Annotated in this window: 12 protein-coding genes; 4 read left to right on the top strand and 8 right to left on the bottom strand. The window is 37.4% G+C overall.

What is annotated here, in order from left to right; genetic code table 11:
* Window positions 1-4: 4 nt before the first annotated feature.
* Window positions 5-1,063, bottom strand: coding sequence for an aldose epimerase family protein (locus EDF66_RS15535; protein ID WP_132843639.1), 1,059 nt, complete (start codon window positions 1,061-1,063; stop codon window positions 5-7).
* Window positions 1,064-1,196: 133 nt separating this feature from the next.
* On the opposite strand from EDF66_RS15535, the gene EDF66_RS15540 reads away from it, so the two are divergent.
* Both EDF66_RS15540 and EDF66_RS15545 read left to right on the top strand, forming a co-directional pair.
* The gene (locus EDF66_RS15540; protein ID WP_132771495.1) at window positions 1,197-2,561 is read left to right on the top strand and encodes a deoxyguanosinetriphosphate triphosphohydrolase; all 1,365 of its coding nucleotides are present in this window, start codon (window positions 1,197-1,199) and stop codon (window positions 2,559-2,561) included.
* Between the two features lie 83 nt (window positions 2,562-2,644).
* Window positions 2,645-4,756: a type IA DNA topoisomerase gene (locus tag EDF66_RS15545; RefSeq protein ID WP_132843640.1), complete on the top strand. Its 2,112-nt coding sequence runs from the start codon at window positions 2,645-2,647 to the stop codon at window positions 4,754-4,756.
* An 81-nt stretch (window positions 4,757-4,837) separates the two neighbouring features.
* Here the strand turns inward: EDF66_RS15545 and EDF66_RS15550 are convergent, their stop codons facing one another.
* Complete coding sequence (locus EDF66_RS15550; RefSeq protein ID WP_132843642.1) at window positions 4,838-5,359, bottom strand: hypothetical protein; 522 nt, start codon at window positions 5,357-5,359, stop codon at window positions 4,838-4,840.
* Window positions 5,360-5,538: 179 nt separating this feature from the next.
* Here EDF66_RS15550 and EDF66_RS15555 point away from each other — a divergent pair, with 179 nt between their 5' ends.
* A complete protein-coding gene (locus EDF66_RS15555) occupies window positions 5,539-6,528 on the top strand; it encodes a hypothetical protein (protein ID WP_132843644.1) in 990 nt (329 codons plus the stop codon).
* A 20-nt stretch (window positions 6,529-6,548) separates the two neighbouring features.
* Here EDF66_RS15555 and EDF66_RS15560 read toward each other — a convergent pair whose 3' ends face one another.
* The 3 genes from EDF66_RS15560 to EDF66_RS15570 form a co-directional block, all read right to left on the bottom strand.
* Window positions 6,549-6,809 (bottom strand): hypothetical protein, encoded by a 261-nt coding sequence (locus EDF66_RS15560; RefSeq protein ID WP_021190586.1) that lies wholly within the window; start codon window positions 6,807-6,809, stop codon window positions 6,549-6,551.
* A gap of 70 nt (window positions 6,810-6,879) precedes the next feature.
* Window positions 6,880-8,166: an L-lysine 6-transaminase gene (gene lat, locus EDF66_RS15565; protein ID WP_132843645.1), complete on the bottom strand. Its 1,287-nt coding sequence runs from the start codon at window positions 8,164-8,166 to the stop codon at window positions 6,880-6,882.
* An 11-nt stretch (window positions 8,167-8,177) separates the two neighbouring features.
* Window positions 8,178-9,707, bottom strand: a complete 1,530-nt coding sequence (locus tag EDF66_RS15570) for an aldehyde dehydrogenase family protein (RefSeq protein WP_132843647.1) — start codon at window positions 9,705-9,707, stop codon at window positions 8,178-8,180.
* Between the two features lie 78 nt (window positions 9,708-9,785).
* On the opposite strand from EDF66_RS15570, the gene EDF66_RS15575 reads away from it, so the two are divergent.
* Window positions 9,786-10,958, top strand: coding sequence for an acyl-CoA dehydrogenase family protein (locus EDF66_RS15575; RefSeq protein WP_132843648.1), 1,173 nt, complete (start codon window positions 9,786-9,788; stop codon window positions 10,956-10,958).
* A 124-nt stretch (window positions 10,959-11,082) separates the two neighbouring features.
* Here the strand turns inward: EDF66_RS15575 and EDF66_RS15580 are convergent, their stop codons facing one another.
* From EDF66_RS15580 to EDF66_RS15590, 3 genes are read right to left on the bottom strand one after another with little or no spacing between them, the layout of a single operon-like run.
* Window positions 11,083-12,249 (bottom strand): glycosyltransferase family 4 protein, encoded by a 1,167-nt coding sequence (locus EDF66_RS15580; protein ID WP_132843650.1) that lies wholly within the window; start codon window positions 12,247-12,249, stop codon window positions 11,083-11,085.
* Window position 12,250: 1 nt separating this feature from the next.
* Window positions 12,251-13,231: a lysylphosphatidylglycerol synthase domain-containing protein gene (locus tag EDF66_RS15585; protein ID WP_132843652.1), complete on the bottom strand. Its 981-nt coding sequence runs from the start codon at window positions 13,229-13,231 to the stop codon at window positions 12,251-12,253.
* Window positions 13,231-14,412 (bottom strand): glycosyltransferase family 4 protein, encoded by a 1,182-nt coding sequence (locus tag EDF66_RS15590; RefSeq protein WP_243656065.1) that lies wholly within the window; start codon window positions 14,410-14,412, stop codon window positions 13,231-13,233. Before EDF66_RS15590 ends, EDF66_RS15585 begins: the two co-directional genes overlap by 1 nt.
* Window positions 14,413-15,634: the final 1,222 nt, after the last annotated feature.

Genomic DNA, 15,634 nt, shown 5'->3' on the forward strand with positions numbered 1-15,634 from the left:
CATGCTATTTTTCAAGAGAGAATTTAAAATGAGTTTCCGATATAAATTCTTCTCCAGCTTTTAAAACTGTAGAAGGAAAGTCCGGTTGATTGGGACTATCCGGAAAATGTTGTGTTTCTAAACAGAAACCTGCATAGGGCAGATAAACATTTCCAGATTTACCGGTGTCATTTCCCGTCATCCAGTTGCCTGTATACAATTGTACCCCTGGTTCAGTAGTAAAAACATCTAAGCGTATACCCGATTTCGGAGCGTATGCCGTAGCGCAAGCTATAGAAATAGGGCTGTTGTTGACAAAACAATGATCATATCCTTTGGCAGCAATCAGCTGTTCGTCGTTAGCAGTAATATCCTGCGCAATGGATTTAAATTCTTTAAAGTTGAAAGGTGTTCCTTCTACCAGAACTGTTGCAATCGGAATTTGGTTCTCATCGACAGCAAGGTAAGCATCTGAGTTTATTTTTAACTGATGACTTAGTATATCTCCAGATCCCTCTCCATTTAGATTGAAATAAGTATGATTGGTCAAATTGATCACGGTATCCTTATCGCTGTCTGCTCTGTATTTGATAATGATTTCATTGTCATTTGTTAACGTATATGTAACCGAAACATTCAAATTTCCAGGAAATCCTTCTTCGCCATCTTTAGAAACGAGGTAAAATTCAGCCTGTGATTCATAACTGACACGACGATCCCATATTTTTTTATGAAAACCCTCAGGTCCACCGTGTAAACAATTGATGCCATTATTTATAGGAAGCTGATACTCATTACCATTTAACTCAAACCTTCCATTTGCGATACGATTTGCAAATCTTCCTGCTGTGACACCGTGATATTGTTCATCAGCGCGATAGTAAAGACCAATATTGCTAAAACCCAAAGCAACATCAGTAAGTTTTCCTTTGTTGTCAGGGACAAGGATACTGACTATTCGAGCACCATAATCACTAAGAGCAACCTGCATCCCGCGCGTATTTTTTAAAATAATAAGGTGCGTGTTCTTCTCGTTAACAGTGCTGGTAAAATTATGGATAGACGGCAAATGATAGTTACTCATGATGATGGTTGTTTTGATTCCTTGTTAAAGATAAAGATTATAAACTTTTTAAAAAACGATTCTTGCTATTTATAAAAAATCAATTTCGAAAATGCCACAGCACTTAGAAAATCAAAAAATGTATATTTGCAATATGTCTGTAAATACAAGTATGAATTGGAAACAATTACTATCCGCTAAACGCTGGGGTTATGAACATCGTGTCAGTGATAGTCATTTAATAGCACGTTCAGAATTTCAACGTGATTATGATAGATTGATTTTTTCTTCACCATTTAGAAGATTGCAGAATAAAACACAGGTATTCCCTTTGCCAGGAGCGGTATTTGTTCACAATAGACTTACCCATAGTTTAGAAGTAGCTAGTGTTGGTAGATCATTGGGACGGTTGTTTTACACAAAGATGAAAGACGCAGATTCAGAAATCGATGAATTATATCCCTATCTACAAGAAGTCGGCAATATGGTATCTGCCGCATGTCTCTCTCATGATCTGGGTAATCCGGCATTTGGACATTCCGGAGAAGCTGCCATTTCGACTTACTTTACAGAGGGTGATGGTCGTAAATATCAAGAACAGGTAACGAAAGAAGAATGGGCAGATCTGACACATTTCGAAGGTAATGCCAATGCATTGCGAATACTGACACATCCTTTCAACGGAAAAGATGATAAAGGATTTGCTTTAACATATACCTCTTTAGCATCAATTGTTAAATATCCATGTGCCGCGATTGATGGTCATATCAAGAAAAATCACCACCGTAAAAAATATGGATACTTTGCATCGGAAAGAGAAACCTTTGAAACGATAGCTGCAGAGTTAGGACTGTTGGAAGACCCAACAAATCCTAAGGGGTATTTACGGCATCCATTAGTCTATCTCGTAGAGGCCGCAGATGATATTTGCTATAATATTATCGATTTAGAAGATGCACATCATTTAAAAATTTTATCTTATCCCGAAGTTGAAGATTTACTATTACCGCTATGTGGAGGAGAAGATCTAAGAGCCCGTTTGGATTCTCTTTACGATACCGCCAGCCGAGTAGCACTGTTACGAGCAAAAGCAATCAATACGTTGACAAAAGCATGTGTTGACGTTTTTTATAATGAGCAGGAGCAATTTTTGAAAGGTACTTTTCCATCTGCACTGATGGATGCTTTAGACGCTGATATCGTAGCACATCTCAAAAGAATTAATAAAATATCAGTAGCGAAGATTTATAACGCCCCTACGGTTGTGCAGATTGAGGTAGCTGGCTATAAAGTGATGAACGCGCTCTTGGCCGAGTTTGTTCCAGCTTATCTAAAAAAGAATAAAAATAGTTATGATGAAAAATTAGTAGCATTAATTCCACATCAATTTTATACAGATCAAGAAGATTCTTATTCTAAAATAAGATCCGTTTTGGATTTTGTTTCAGGAATGACAGATGTCTATGCCATCGATCTATATCGCAAGATAACAGGTATGATTATTCCTTCAATAGATTAAGCTTAAGAATATACAATATTAAAAATTTCGGGATTGTGAAAAGACACCTTTTCGCGATCGTGTATTTTATCTAAATAAAAAATATGAAAGTCGTTATTGCCGAAAAACCATCCGTTGCACGAGATTTGGCCCGAGTTATGGGTGCAAAAGAAACCAATGATGGTTACATTTCAGGAAATGGATATGCTTTCACCTATGCTTTTGGGCATTTGGTTCAACTGTGTACACCACAAGCTTACGGATTTCATAATTGGTCAATCGCAAATTTGCCCATTATTCCCACAGAATTTAAACTGGAATCAAAAAAGCTAAAACGTGATGGCAAGCAAATTGATGATGCCGGTGCACTAAAGCAATTGAATACGATTAAGTATTTGTTAGATAAAGCAGAAGAAGTAATCGTCGCAACCGATGCTGGACGAGAAGGAGAGTTGATTTTTCGAAATATTTACTACTACCTGGGAGCAAAAGTTCCTTTTAAACGCTTGTGGATATCCTCGCAAACGGACAAAGCAATTAAAGAAGGATTTGCAAATCTCAAAGAAGGAACAGAATACGACAGTTTATATATGTCAGCACGTTCCCGTTCAGAATCCGATTGGTTAATCGGAATCAATGCCACACAGGCTATCACCTTGGCCGCTGGTAATAGAGGTTTGTTATCACTTGGTCGAGTGCAAACCCCGACATTGGCGATGATTTGTTCTCGATATTTAGAAAACAAAGATTTCAAACCCCAGACTTTCTATAAAATTCAGGCCGGTTTTGAAAAAGAGAATATCAAATTCAAAGCTACTTCCGAAAAAATAGATAAAAAGGATGTTGCAGAAGAAGCTATTGCAAAGATTACCGTTGGGTCAGAAGCCACAGTAACTAAAGTTGAAGCAAAAGAAACGAAAGAACAGCCACCATTATTATTTGATTTGACTTCCCTACAGCAGGATGCGAACAAGAAATACGGATATTCTGCCGATCAGACCTTAAATATAGTACAGACACTTTATGAGAAAAAAGTCATCACCTATCCCCGTACAGGTTCTCGTTATATTGGAGAGGATGTATTCGAACAGATTGAAGAATTATTTCAGCATTTAGCCGATACAGCAGAAGAAGGTATAGCGACGATTTCACGCAATCTCATTGGAGCAAAACTCAATAAAAGATCTGTAGATGAGAAGAAGGTAACCGATCACCACGCACTGTTAGTGACAGATGAAAAGCCGGGAGCTTTACTGCAGGAACAGCGCAATATCTACAATATGATTGCTAAACGTATGGTAGAAAGTTTTTCCGATGTCTGTTTAAAAGATATTACCACGGTTGTGATCAATGCAGGAGGTGTCGAGTTAATTGCAAAAGGAACAGTTATCAAGCAGTATGGGTGGCGCCTATCAGCAGATCAAGTTGAATTGCCTGATGAAGATAAAAATACCGAAGATCAAGATAATGAAAATGCTCAATTACCTAAATTGACAGCAGAAGAGTTATTGGAGATTTTATCACTAGAATTATCAGAAAGATTTACCAAAGCAAAGCCGATACATACAGAAGCGTCATTGTTAAAAGCAATGGAAACTTCGGGAAAAGAAATCGATGACGATGAAATGCGCCAGGCTATGAAAGACTGTGGATTGGGAACTCCTGCTACGCGGGCAGCAACAATTGAAACATTGTTTCAAAGAGATTATATTAAACGCGATAAAAAGAAACTCATTCCCACAGATAAAGGGTTGACAGTATATAATCTAGTAAAAGACCGTTCAATAGCCAAAGTAACGCTAACGGGTAAATGGGAACAGAAACTGGAAGAAATGCGGGCCAATAAAGTTTCGTATGAAGTCTTTATGAAGCATATTAAAGACTACACAGAACGCATTACAAAAGAACTGTTGCAATTAAGAATTTCTATTGCCCATGAAGAAATTAAACCGTTGCAGAAAGGAAAGATAAAATGTCCGAAATGTGCAGCTGGACAAATTCAGTTATTTGATAAAGTCGCACAATGTGACCATTATGCGAGAGGGTGTGATTTCAAAATATGGCGCACCCTGAATGGCGTTATGCTGGAAGAAAAAGAGATGAAGAACCTGCTTGAAAAAGGAAAGACATCAACTTTAAAAGGTGTGAAGACAAAAGAAGGAAATACAGTAGATGCCGTCTTGACATTTGAAAATTTTAAAGTAGGAGTAGCGTAAATCGCTTATCTCAATAAAAAAGGGTATTTCCACAAGAGATACCCTTTTTTATGTACATGAGATTAGAACAAACAATATTAATTAGTCAAATTTAACCGTTTTAAAAAACGCATCAAATTTTGGTTCATTCTGGGTATAAGTTCCTGGGGTGGCGGTGAAATTTACAATATATCCAGTCCCATTTTTATAGAAGAAATATTGCTTAGAAACGTAAGATCTGAATTTTATAATAGAACTTGTTATGAAACATAAGTATTCCGTTGAATTGATTTTTGTTCTATTAACTTTCATGGCAAAACCGCTTACTCTTTTATAATCTTTTTCGGCGAGATCTGCGGCATCTTTAATGCTATTGGATTTGATCGCAGTTATGGAAACTGAATTTTCAATTTCTTCTTTCTCCATTTCAGAATATAATTTTGGCATTCCCCAAGCTATAATCATGTAATTCGAAGTAGTAGAAGGAGTTTCTTTGTAAACTGACCAATCTTTAGGAATTTCTGCTTCAAAACCAAATTCTTTATTTTTGTAAATTTCTTGACCGAGAGCCACATTGCAAATAAAATATAAAAGTAGTGCTGGTACTAACTGGGCTAGTTTCATTTTTTAATTTAGATTTAGGTAATGAGTTGTCGATCAATTTTAATTGGCACATATGTATCCTGAATTTCGATACGATGGTTTATGTAAGAAAGATAATTATTTTAATTTATATTAAATGATCTGAATTTTTATTTTGTGATGACTTTACTTTTTATAAAACGTGTACCTTTGTGCCCTATATGTCAACATCACTATACAATCCATTTAAAACATTTAAGTTTGATAACCAAATCTGTTTCTTGACAGGGAAGGAGCTTTCATCTGTGGACGAACAAATTCAGGTTTTTCCAGTATGGATGATGCGTGCCTTTGATTTAGAAGAAAAACCTTTTAAGATGTTAGACGAGTCTCTCGTCACCTATAAAAGTCTAAAACTTCCTTGTTCTGTAGAAGCCGCATTGGTAATTGAAAAAATGGAATCTGAAGTAGAACGTGCATTTGCAATAGGTTTTGATGCTGTAAGCGAATTACCGCAGATCACACTATTTCAGTGGATGTCTAAAATACTGTATGGTGTTGTATTTAATGAAATTCAGACCGGTATTCGCCAACAGACCCTAACAGGCGAAGAGATGAATTTCTCTCAGGTGCTCGTTCAGAAGTTCAAAAACTTGCATGCGATGTTGCAGTCTTTACTGCAGCCCATGGAATTTGAAGGAACCAATCCATTTTCAATTTTTATCAGTAAAGTAGATAACCCTGCGGAAACGTTTAATTATCGCGATGAAATCAATACTCTCATTTTTTCTTTGAGAATGAATGACTTTGGAATTGTTGCTTGTTTACAAGATAATGCAACGAATAATATCTACCATGAAGATGTTTTAAAAATGGTAGAAGGAAAAAAACTGCACCCTGTTCAATTTGAAGAAATAGCAGCACGTTATTTTTATTCTGTATACCTCTTCAACCGTCTTCCAGAATATACCTATCTAAATACCCCAAAAATGATATATGTCGAACCGATGCCTTTGGCAGATATGTCCATGAAGCCCATTTTTGATCACTGGCAGGTAAAGGTTTACGGTCAGGTATTGGAAAATTTCTGGAAACCTTGGGGTTTCATTTTATTTGAGATTATTAAGGATCCGGATAGTCCGATGAGTTTCATAACGGATCATAGCGGAAATTTCGTTCCACGTGAAGCAATTGAGCTACCACTTGGATAAATAAAAAAAGCCCTTAAATATTATTTACGGGCTTTTTTCTTTTTTTGTACAGGAGAGCTTCTTTTCTTAGTATCTGCTAGATCGATCTCTTTTTTCTTCTTGTTTACAATCAAGATAAGCCCAAAGGGACCTAATATAGGAACGCACATACCCAATATGGATAGTATAACAAAGCCCCCGGTTACATCTTTGAGCCTAAATAATCTGAATAATGCGATGGCCATTAATACAAAATGGATAATAGTCACCAATTGAACCAACGCTAATTTACTTGCATCCATATTTTATCTTGATAATAAAGGCAAATGTAACGAGATTCATTTGAAATAGGGAATCTATACAAATAAGATCCTATAAGATCCCTTCCATGATCGTAAATGCCTCGTCAATTTCGTTCATCTGAATATTCAGATGGGGTCTAAAACGAATCGTCCTTTCTCCACAGCCCAGTAAAATAAGTCTATGTGCAAAAGCGTCCTTAATAAACTTGTCTCTTTCCTGCTCATTGGGAAAATCAAAAGCGATAAACAATCCTTTTCCTCTTATATTGCTTATCTGTGTATGCTTACTTGCTAAAGCTTCCAGTTTTTGAATAAAATGTTCACTCTTCTTAGGGATCTGTTCAATTAATTTTTCCTGCTCTATCACTTCTAAAATAAGTTTAAAGCGCATCATATCGGTAAAATCACCTCCAAAAGTCGAATTGATACGGGACGATTCTTTAAAAACATGTTTTTCTACTCGGTCAAACTTTTCTTTGTTGGCAAGCAAGCCACAGACCTGAGTCTTCTTTCCAAATGCGATTAAATCGGGAACAACTCCAATCGTTTGATAGGCCCACATCGATCCTGTTAAACCAATTCCAGTTTGTACCTCATCAAAAATCAATAAAATATCATGCTCATCACAGATATCGCGCAGAGCCTGTAGAAATTCTTTTCTGAAGTGATTGTCTCCCCCTTCTGCCTGAATTGGTTCTATAATAATACAGGCGATATCATTCGGATGATTGTCAAGTGCATTTCTGATTTCTCGAATGGCTGTTTTTTCTTTTTCAATAACTGCGTTTAAAACAACTTCCGTGATCGGGAATGTTAGTTTTGGATTGCTGATGCGCGGCCAGTTAAATTTAGGGAAATACATGTGTTTTCTAGGATCCTTCGTATTGGTCAACGAAAGTGTATAACCAGATCTCCCATGAAATGCCTCTTTGAAATGAATGACCTGAGAAGCTTCCTTTTCAATTCCTGAAGCAAAATTTAAACGTGTCTTCCAGTCAAAAGCAGCTTTTAAAGTGTTTTCCACGGCTAAAGTTCCTCCTGCAATAAAAAAACAATACTGCAGTTCCTTTGGTAGCGCTACGCGTTCGAAGACTTGCATAAAATCAGCAAATTCTTTGGGATAAATATCCGATAAAGCAGGTTTGTTAATCGCCATTTTACCTAAAAAATCTTGATGCTTTAGGAGATAGGGATGGTTATAACCAATAGCAACAGATGCAAACATGCTGAATAAATCCAGATAAGCATCTCCATTTTGATCGACTAGATAAGAGCCATGTGATTTTTCTATATCCATCACAATTGGAAAACCATCTGCGAGCAAATGTTTAGATAATATTTCGTGAACTGTACTCATGTCGTTATCATTTAAAGGTTAAAAGTTATTCCTTGTGCCAAAGGAAGTTCGCTGCTATAATTAATGGTATTGGTTTGTCTCCGCATGTAGGCTTTCCAGGCATCCGAACCAGATTCGCGTCCACCACCAGTTTCTTTTTCACCTCCAAAAGCTCCGCCGATCTCTGCCCCCGATGTTCCGATGTTGATATTCGCAATTCCACAATCTGACCCTTGTGCACTGAGGAATAATTCCGCCTCGCGCAGATTATTAGTCATAATAGCCGAAGACAGCCCTTGTTTCACATCATTTTGGATAGCGATTGCTTCCATCACATCACCTTGATATTTTATTAAATAAAGAATTGGAGCAAAAGTCTCCTGTTGAACTATATCATAATGGTTTTCCACTTCAGCAATCGCAGGTTTTACGTAACAACCACTTTCAAATCCCTTTCCAGTGAGTAAACCACCGGTGACAATCAGCTTACCCCCTTGTTTCTCAATTTCAGATAGGGCATCTAAATAATGTGCGACTGCCTTTTGATCGATCAGTGGACCTACATGATTTTCTGGAAGTAGAGGATCTCCGATCTGTAGTTGAGCATATGCTTTTATCAATGATGCTTTGACTTGTTCATACACACTTTCATGAATGATTAATCTACGCGTTGAAGTACAGCGCTGACCGGCCGTACCTACAGCGCCAAATACAGCACCAATCGTCGTCATCTTCAAGTCCGCATCCGGTGTAATAATGATCGCATTATTTCCGCCAAGTTCTAAAATAGACCTGCCAAGGCGAGCAGCAACATGTTGTGCTACTGTTTTTCCCATTGCAGTTGAGCCTGTAGCAGATATTAAAGGAATGTTAGTATCATTTACTAACCATTCACCCACAGTCTTATCTCCAATTATCAAATTAGAGATACCTTCTGGTAATTCTTTCTGTTTTAATATACCCGCCAAAATCTGTTGACAAGCTATGGCACATAAAGGAGTTTTTTCACTCGGTTTCCAGATCACAACATCTCCACATACCAATGCTAGTGCTGTATTCCATGCCCAAACAGCCACAGGAAAGTTGAATGCAGAAATAACACCAACAACACCTAAAGGATGATATTGATCGTACATACGATGGGAGGGACGTTCCGAATGAATCGTTGACCCATAAAGCTGACGGGATAAACCGACTGCAAAATCACAGATATCAATCATTTCTTGCACCTCGCCCATGCCTTCCTGTAGTGATTTTCCCATTTCATAAGAAACAAGCTTTCCGAGCGTAGGTTTTAATGACCTTAATTTATCGCCGAATAACCGAATCACTTCACCTCTTTGCGGAGCAGGAACAAGTCGCCAGATCGCATATGCTTTTTTCGCCTGAGCGCAGATATCTTTATAATCATTATGGGAAGAGCAAGACACTGTAGCAATTACCTGACCATCAACGGGAGAACTGGAAGTAATATCCGCACCAGTTGCAAACCAATTTTGTCCCGTAGAAGAACCTAAATTGGTCGCTAGAATGCCCAATTCTTTTAATTCTTGTTTTATCATAATGGTTTATATTATTCGTTTATATTTTAAATATAATGAATTATATTCTAAATATTGGCTATATTTAGATATTAAATTATGACAGATATGAATTCAACATGTGATTATTTTAATATAGATGCGCTATTGTCTGATGAAAATAAGCTCATCCGACAATCCATTCGTGATTTTGTCACTACGGAAATAAAGCCAGTTATAGACCATGCCGCTCAACATCATGAGGATATTCCCAATCTGATGTTAAAATTAGGAGCTCTTGGAGCTTTGGGGCCTTATATACCAGTAGAATATGGTGGTGCAGGATTAGATCATATCGCTTATGGTATTATTATGCAAGAGCTAGAAGCAGGAGACTCCGCCATCCGGTCAGCAGCTTCCGTACAGTCATCATTAGTCATGTATCCCATTTTTACATTTGGAAGTGAAGAACAAAAAAAACAATACCTTCCCAAGCTGGCCTCAGGAGAATATATCGGTAGTTTCGGTTTAACAGAACCGAACCATGGTTCAGACCCAGCAGCCATGGAAACCCGTTTGTTAAAAAAAGACGGCCAATATATCCTTAATGGAGCAAAGATGTGGATTACCAATGCCCCGATATGTGATATAGCAATAGTGTGGGCAAGGGATGAACAAGATAAAATAAGAGGGTGCATAGTAGAACGAGGTATGGATGGCTTCTCCACTCCTGAAACACTAAACAAATGGTCACTACGCGCTTCCAAAACCGGAGAGCTGATCTTTCAAAACGTAGCAATTCCCGCAGAAAATATTCTTCCAGAAGTAAATTCGCTCCGTGGACCTTTTTCATGCTTGAACTCCGCGCGGTATGGCATATCTTGGGGAGCAATCGGAGCTGCAATAGACTGTTACCAAACGGCAGTAAAATATGCGTTAGAACGAGAACAGTTCGGGAAACCGATCGCATCCTATCAATTACAACAAAAGAAATTAGCAGAATTCCTCACAGAGATTACAAAAGCTCAATTATTGTCGTGGCGCTTAGGCGTACTGAAAAATGAAGGAAAAGCAACCCCAGCACAGATTTCAATGGCAAAACGTAATAATGTACACATGGCATTAGAAATCGCTAGAGAATCAAGACAGATATTAGGGGCTATGGGAATTGTGGGAGATTTTCCGATGATGCGTCACATGATGAACTTAGAATCTGTGATAACCTACGAAGGAACACATGATATTCACCTGTTGTTAACAGGTAACGATATTACAGGAATTAGTGCCTTTTAATTTGCTCGAGGACTTGAGGTATTGACCGATGGTTTACTTTGAAATAAAAACATGAAGGGAAATCTGAAACCATATATCTCAGCTTTCTTCTACAATAGGAAGGGGAGAGGAGCTAAAAGAAACATTAAGAATGTGCAATTAGGCTTTGAAACAAATTAAAATAAGCCCTTACCATTTTATCCCAGCTGTAATTTCCTAAAGAATATGCTTGAAATTCTTCGCTTCTGTTCTTGAGAAGCGAAGGATGTTCAAGCGTATTTTTAATTTCAGAAATCCAACAATTCTCCTGCTCAGGAGGTAGAAGAACTCCATTCTTCTGATGGATGATCGCATCACTGATCCCTTCAATATCCGAAGCAAATACAGTTGCCCCACAGATACTAGCTTCCAGGCAAACCAAACCAAAACCCTCCATATCGCCTGCAACTTTGATGTTAGGCATAATGAATAATCCCGCGTGGCGTAACAAGCATTGCAAATCAGTCGTAGGAATTTTTCCGATATGCTGTAACCGATCTTTGAAATTAGGATCCCGTAAATAATGACGTATAGCTTTTTGATCGGATGGAAATCCTAAGAACAACATCGTTAGATGCCGTAGAGAAGATGGGAGAGCATAAAGCAATTTCTCTTTCCTTGTTGCGGTTGGAGAAAAAGGACCTATTAAGATCAGCTTATAATCTGATGGAAGTTGAGGTAGCACATGTTTAATAAACCAGGAAATGCCTTTTCGTTTCACAGGTCTTCCTAGGGCGATGATGAGATGCTCGGCCTTTGTAGCAATTCCATATTTCTTTAAGACAGTTTCAATAGCCACAGTGTTATCCAAGACAAGACTATGGGCTACACCATTTTGAATCACTTCAATCTTATCGGGATGAATACCACGATCGATGGAAGCCTCCCTTGTAGCAGTACTTACAGCTATTATTTTGTCAAATTTGTTGAATTGAGGGATAATTTTACGTTGAAAATAGGCTAAAGGAAAAACCACATCAAGGCCGTGAACAGTAACCACCCGTTTTAACTGTTCATAACCCTTATGTCTTAAAGACAAAGCCGCAATCAGACCATCATTAAAATGAATAACCTTTATATTAGGATGTAATAAGAGCAACGCTAGAATCCGCTTATTTAAAAGGTAAAAAAATTTGATAATAGATTCATCCCCCTGATAAACTATTTTATGTACAGTTGTATAGGGGGCCAATCCGTTAATAAGCTCAAAGCTTTGTTTTTCCATCCCTCCAATAGCGGGCGGAAATTTATGACTTACGCAAAGAATTTCCATATTAGGATCGTATCCCCTCTTTTTTAATTCCGAAATAAGCTAAAAAACCAAATGCAATCCAAAAAACTTGTCTAGAACGTCTTATTAAAGCGATGATCAACCAGATTTGAACCGTATAGATACCAGCACTGGTCAGTAAAATTTTATTCCCGAATTCCTCCACCCCAATTTGAGCAGGAATAAAAGCGCCAAAGCTTTTGATAATAATAATACCCATGTCCATAAATTGACTCAGGATAATCGGAATCGTAATACCTGAAAAGTATAGGATGAGGAAAAGCTCCAAAGCACCAACAGTCCAGTGTAAGAAAAAATAAAAATATGCACGATAACATTTGCACGGCTGATTTTGATGAAAAGTTAGTACCGCATTTAGGATCGTCTGAATACGTATACTTAGTTTTCGGAGTGCTTTCCAGGATAGCGTAGAAGCCACTTGTAGTTCTTTGGATTTCTTGAGAATAATAAAAATAATCAGTGGAATACAAAAAAATGTAATCACTAATATCCACAGTACCGCTAGCAACTGTTTAGGAATATTTTGATTAAAAGAGCTCATTAAAAACCAAAAACCAGAAATTCCAAATAATGAAAATTGCGTGATAATGGTCAAAAACCGCGATATTAAAACTGAATTTAAAATTTCTTGTTCAGATGTACCCGTCGGTTTCAGCAAGACTGTTTTTATATAATCGCCCCCAATTATGCTAGTGGGATTGAATAGTCCTATTGTTTCCCCGATATGTCGGATGCAGAATAGCTGCCATAAGGAAGTCCGTTTCGGTTTTTCGATGAAGCAATTTTGCCATCCCGCTGTAGCCAATACATAGGCTAAACCCGTAATGACTATAATCCAGAGGAGATTCCACCCTATATTAGTAACTTCTTTTAGTACTGCCTTAAGATCAATGTGACTGATAAAGACAAGCAATGAAGAGAGTACGACAAGACTAATTGTAATTTTGAAAATTTTTTTACGCATTAACCAACCTTAAATTTAATGATTGAATCATTAGCGGTTCTGTTCATTTGTTCTAAGTCTTCAAAATAGGTGTTAGCTAAAGAGCTCCAATCTATTGATTTGCTGAATTGTAATCCCGCATGTCCAATCTCCTTTCTTAATCTACTATCCTGTAGTAAGTATATAATGCGATTAACAAAAGCTGCCGCATCCTGTGGTTTACATTTAAAACCTGTTACACTTTCGGTTATTAAATCTGCAGAACCTCCGCCATCTGCAATAATGCAAGGTAACGCTGATGCCATGGCTTCGATAACGACATTACCATAAGTCTCGGAATGTGAAGGAAAGACAAATAAGGTTGAAGAAGCATACAATTTGGCAAGGTCATGATGATTCAATTTGCCTAGAAAGATAGCTTCAGGCATCTGCTGTCGACAAGAGTCCATTGCAGAACCGTCTCCAGCGACTATAAAATTGAAAAGAATGTTCTGTTGCTTTAATAAGCTGTAGATCGCGATCAGGATTTTTAAATTCTTCTCCCAAACCAGCCTACTGGCAAATAATATCGTCGGATGCCTGTTTCCTGTTATTTCTTGTAGCCAATTGTGATCTTTTTTGTCTGGAGAAAATAGACTGTTGTCAATCCCACGTTTCCAGATCTGCATCAAGCTTGGGTTAATACCCATTTTTGTAAGTTCGCAAACGATGCTATTTGTTGGAATATAGATTTTATCACAGTTATTATAGAATTTATTCTGTGTCTGGATAATTCTTTTCTTTGTAGGGCCAACCAAAAAAGTAAAATGCTTGAGATAGTAGTCAATATAGCTGACAAAGTGTGTATGGTAGATGCTGATGACCGGTATTTGATTTTTTAATGCATATCGCTGCCCGTAGAAACCTAAAAGAGAAGGTGTAGCAATATGAATAATATCGGGATTAAAATCCTGGAGTTTCTTTTTTAAGCGTTGATCTGCTAGCGCTGGAATCGCCATACTATAGTTCTGTTGTATCGGAATGCTTAAAGATGGAATTTTCAAGGACTCGAAATCTTGTACTTGATCTGGTCCTGTTCCATATATGAACAAAAATTCAAACCGTTTTTTATCGATGCGGTCGACAAGTTGAAAAATTGTTCGTGAAGCTCCGTCAAAGTCAGGAATCATTATCTCCGCAAAAAAAGCAACTCTTATCATCATGAATCATTTTCTCAAAGTAAGGAGCTCTATGTTTCCTTATGAATAAGGACATGTGAATAAATGATGTTTTTTACATTATCCCGGTATTATGGAAATATGAGTATAATATTGTTCTTACTTTTTTAAGGAGAGCAGAGTTAAGATGAATCAGTATTACAATGCCTTCAACCTATGTTTAAATGAATGTATAGTGATGGTTTAATGAAAATTCCTCTTAGTAGAAGTTTATGGTAGAAATATTGGATAATCATCCTATTCATATAGCCAATAGTAAGAGTGATTTTTTATTCGATGTTCATAAACAATTTTTGATGTTGAAGAGGATAACATGTGAGGCATATTGTTAGAAACCTACCATTGTTATCAGGATCATACCATATTATAACCAGCTAGGAATCATGTTTAGATATAATAGAGGTATAACAGGGGGATAAGAGGGGGTTTATAGGGGTGGATCCCTATAAACCCCCTATAAAATCCAAGTAATCTCTCTATAAATCCCTGCTTATGTAATAATCAGTTCCCTTTCAATTCCGGATCAGGTTATAATATGCCTTATTCCTGAGTATCTGTACGGGGGATAGCTGGCTATTGCAAAACAGCAGCACTTCTCAGGATCCCTTTTGTAGTATATACTATATGGTGTAAAGTAAAGATGTCGGCCCTGCGAAAAGCATGAACAGGAATGATTCACATTATCAGCTATAGTAATAGTAATAGTAATAGTAATAGTAATAGTAATAGTAATAGTAATAGTAATAGTAATAGTAACGATGATCCTGCTGTACCGAAAAAGATATAATTTCTGCGGAACCATTCCTTAAAAGCATACTGCATCCATAAAAGACGGCCCAGGACGAACAATCCGCCCGCAGGCCTTTTTTACAGTTTAAAGCCAGGATTGTCCGTTTCTCCGCCACCGGAATAGGCTACGTGTAAATTTATCGGTCAGGTTATAAGCCGTTTACCGGTTCACGGAAAACTATTTCCCGAAAAGATTAGGAAGTGATTATAAAAAGGTGCTATCTTTGCACCACTCCGCAAGGGAGGAACGGCTGATCCGAAAGGGGAGGCACTGAAAAAAGAAGGGTTTAATTCAGGTTAAACGCAGAAACAGCAGGAAAACAAAAAAAATAAATTTTCACATTTATTTTGGAGAAACCAAAAAGATTTCTACCTTTGCAGTCCCAACGGAAACGAAGGGAAACAGAAACAAGATCGA

This window comes from Sphingobacterium sp. JUb20 (assembly GCF_004342035.1).
GTDB classification, from domain to species: Bacteria; Bacteroidota; Bacteroidia; order Sphingobacteriales; family Sphingobacteriaceae; genus Sphingobacterium; species Sphingobacterium anhuiense.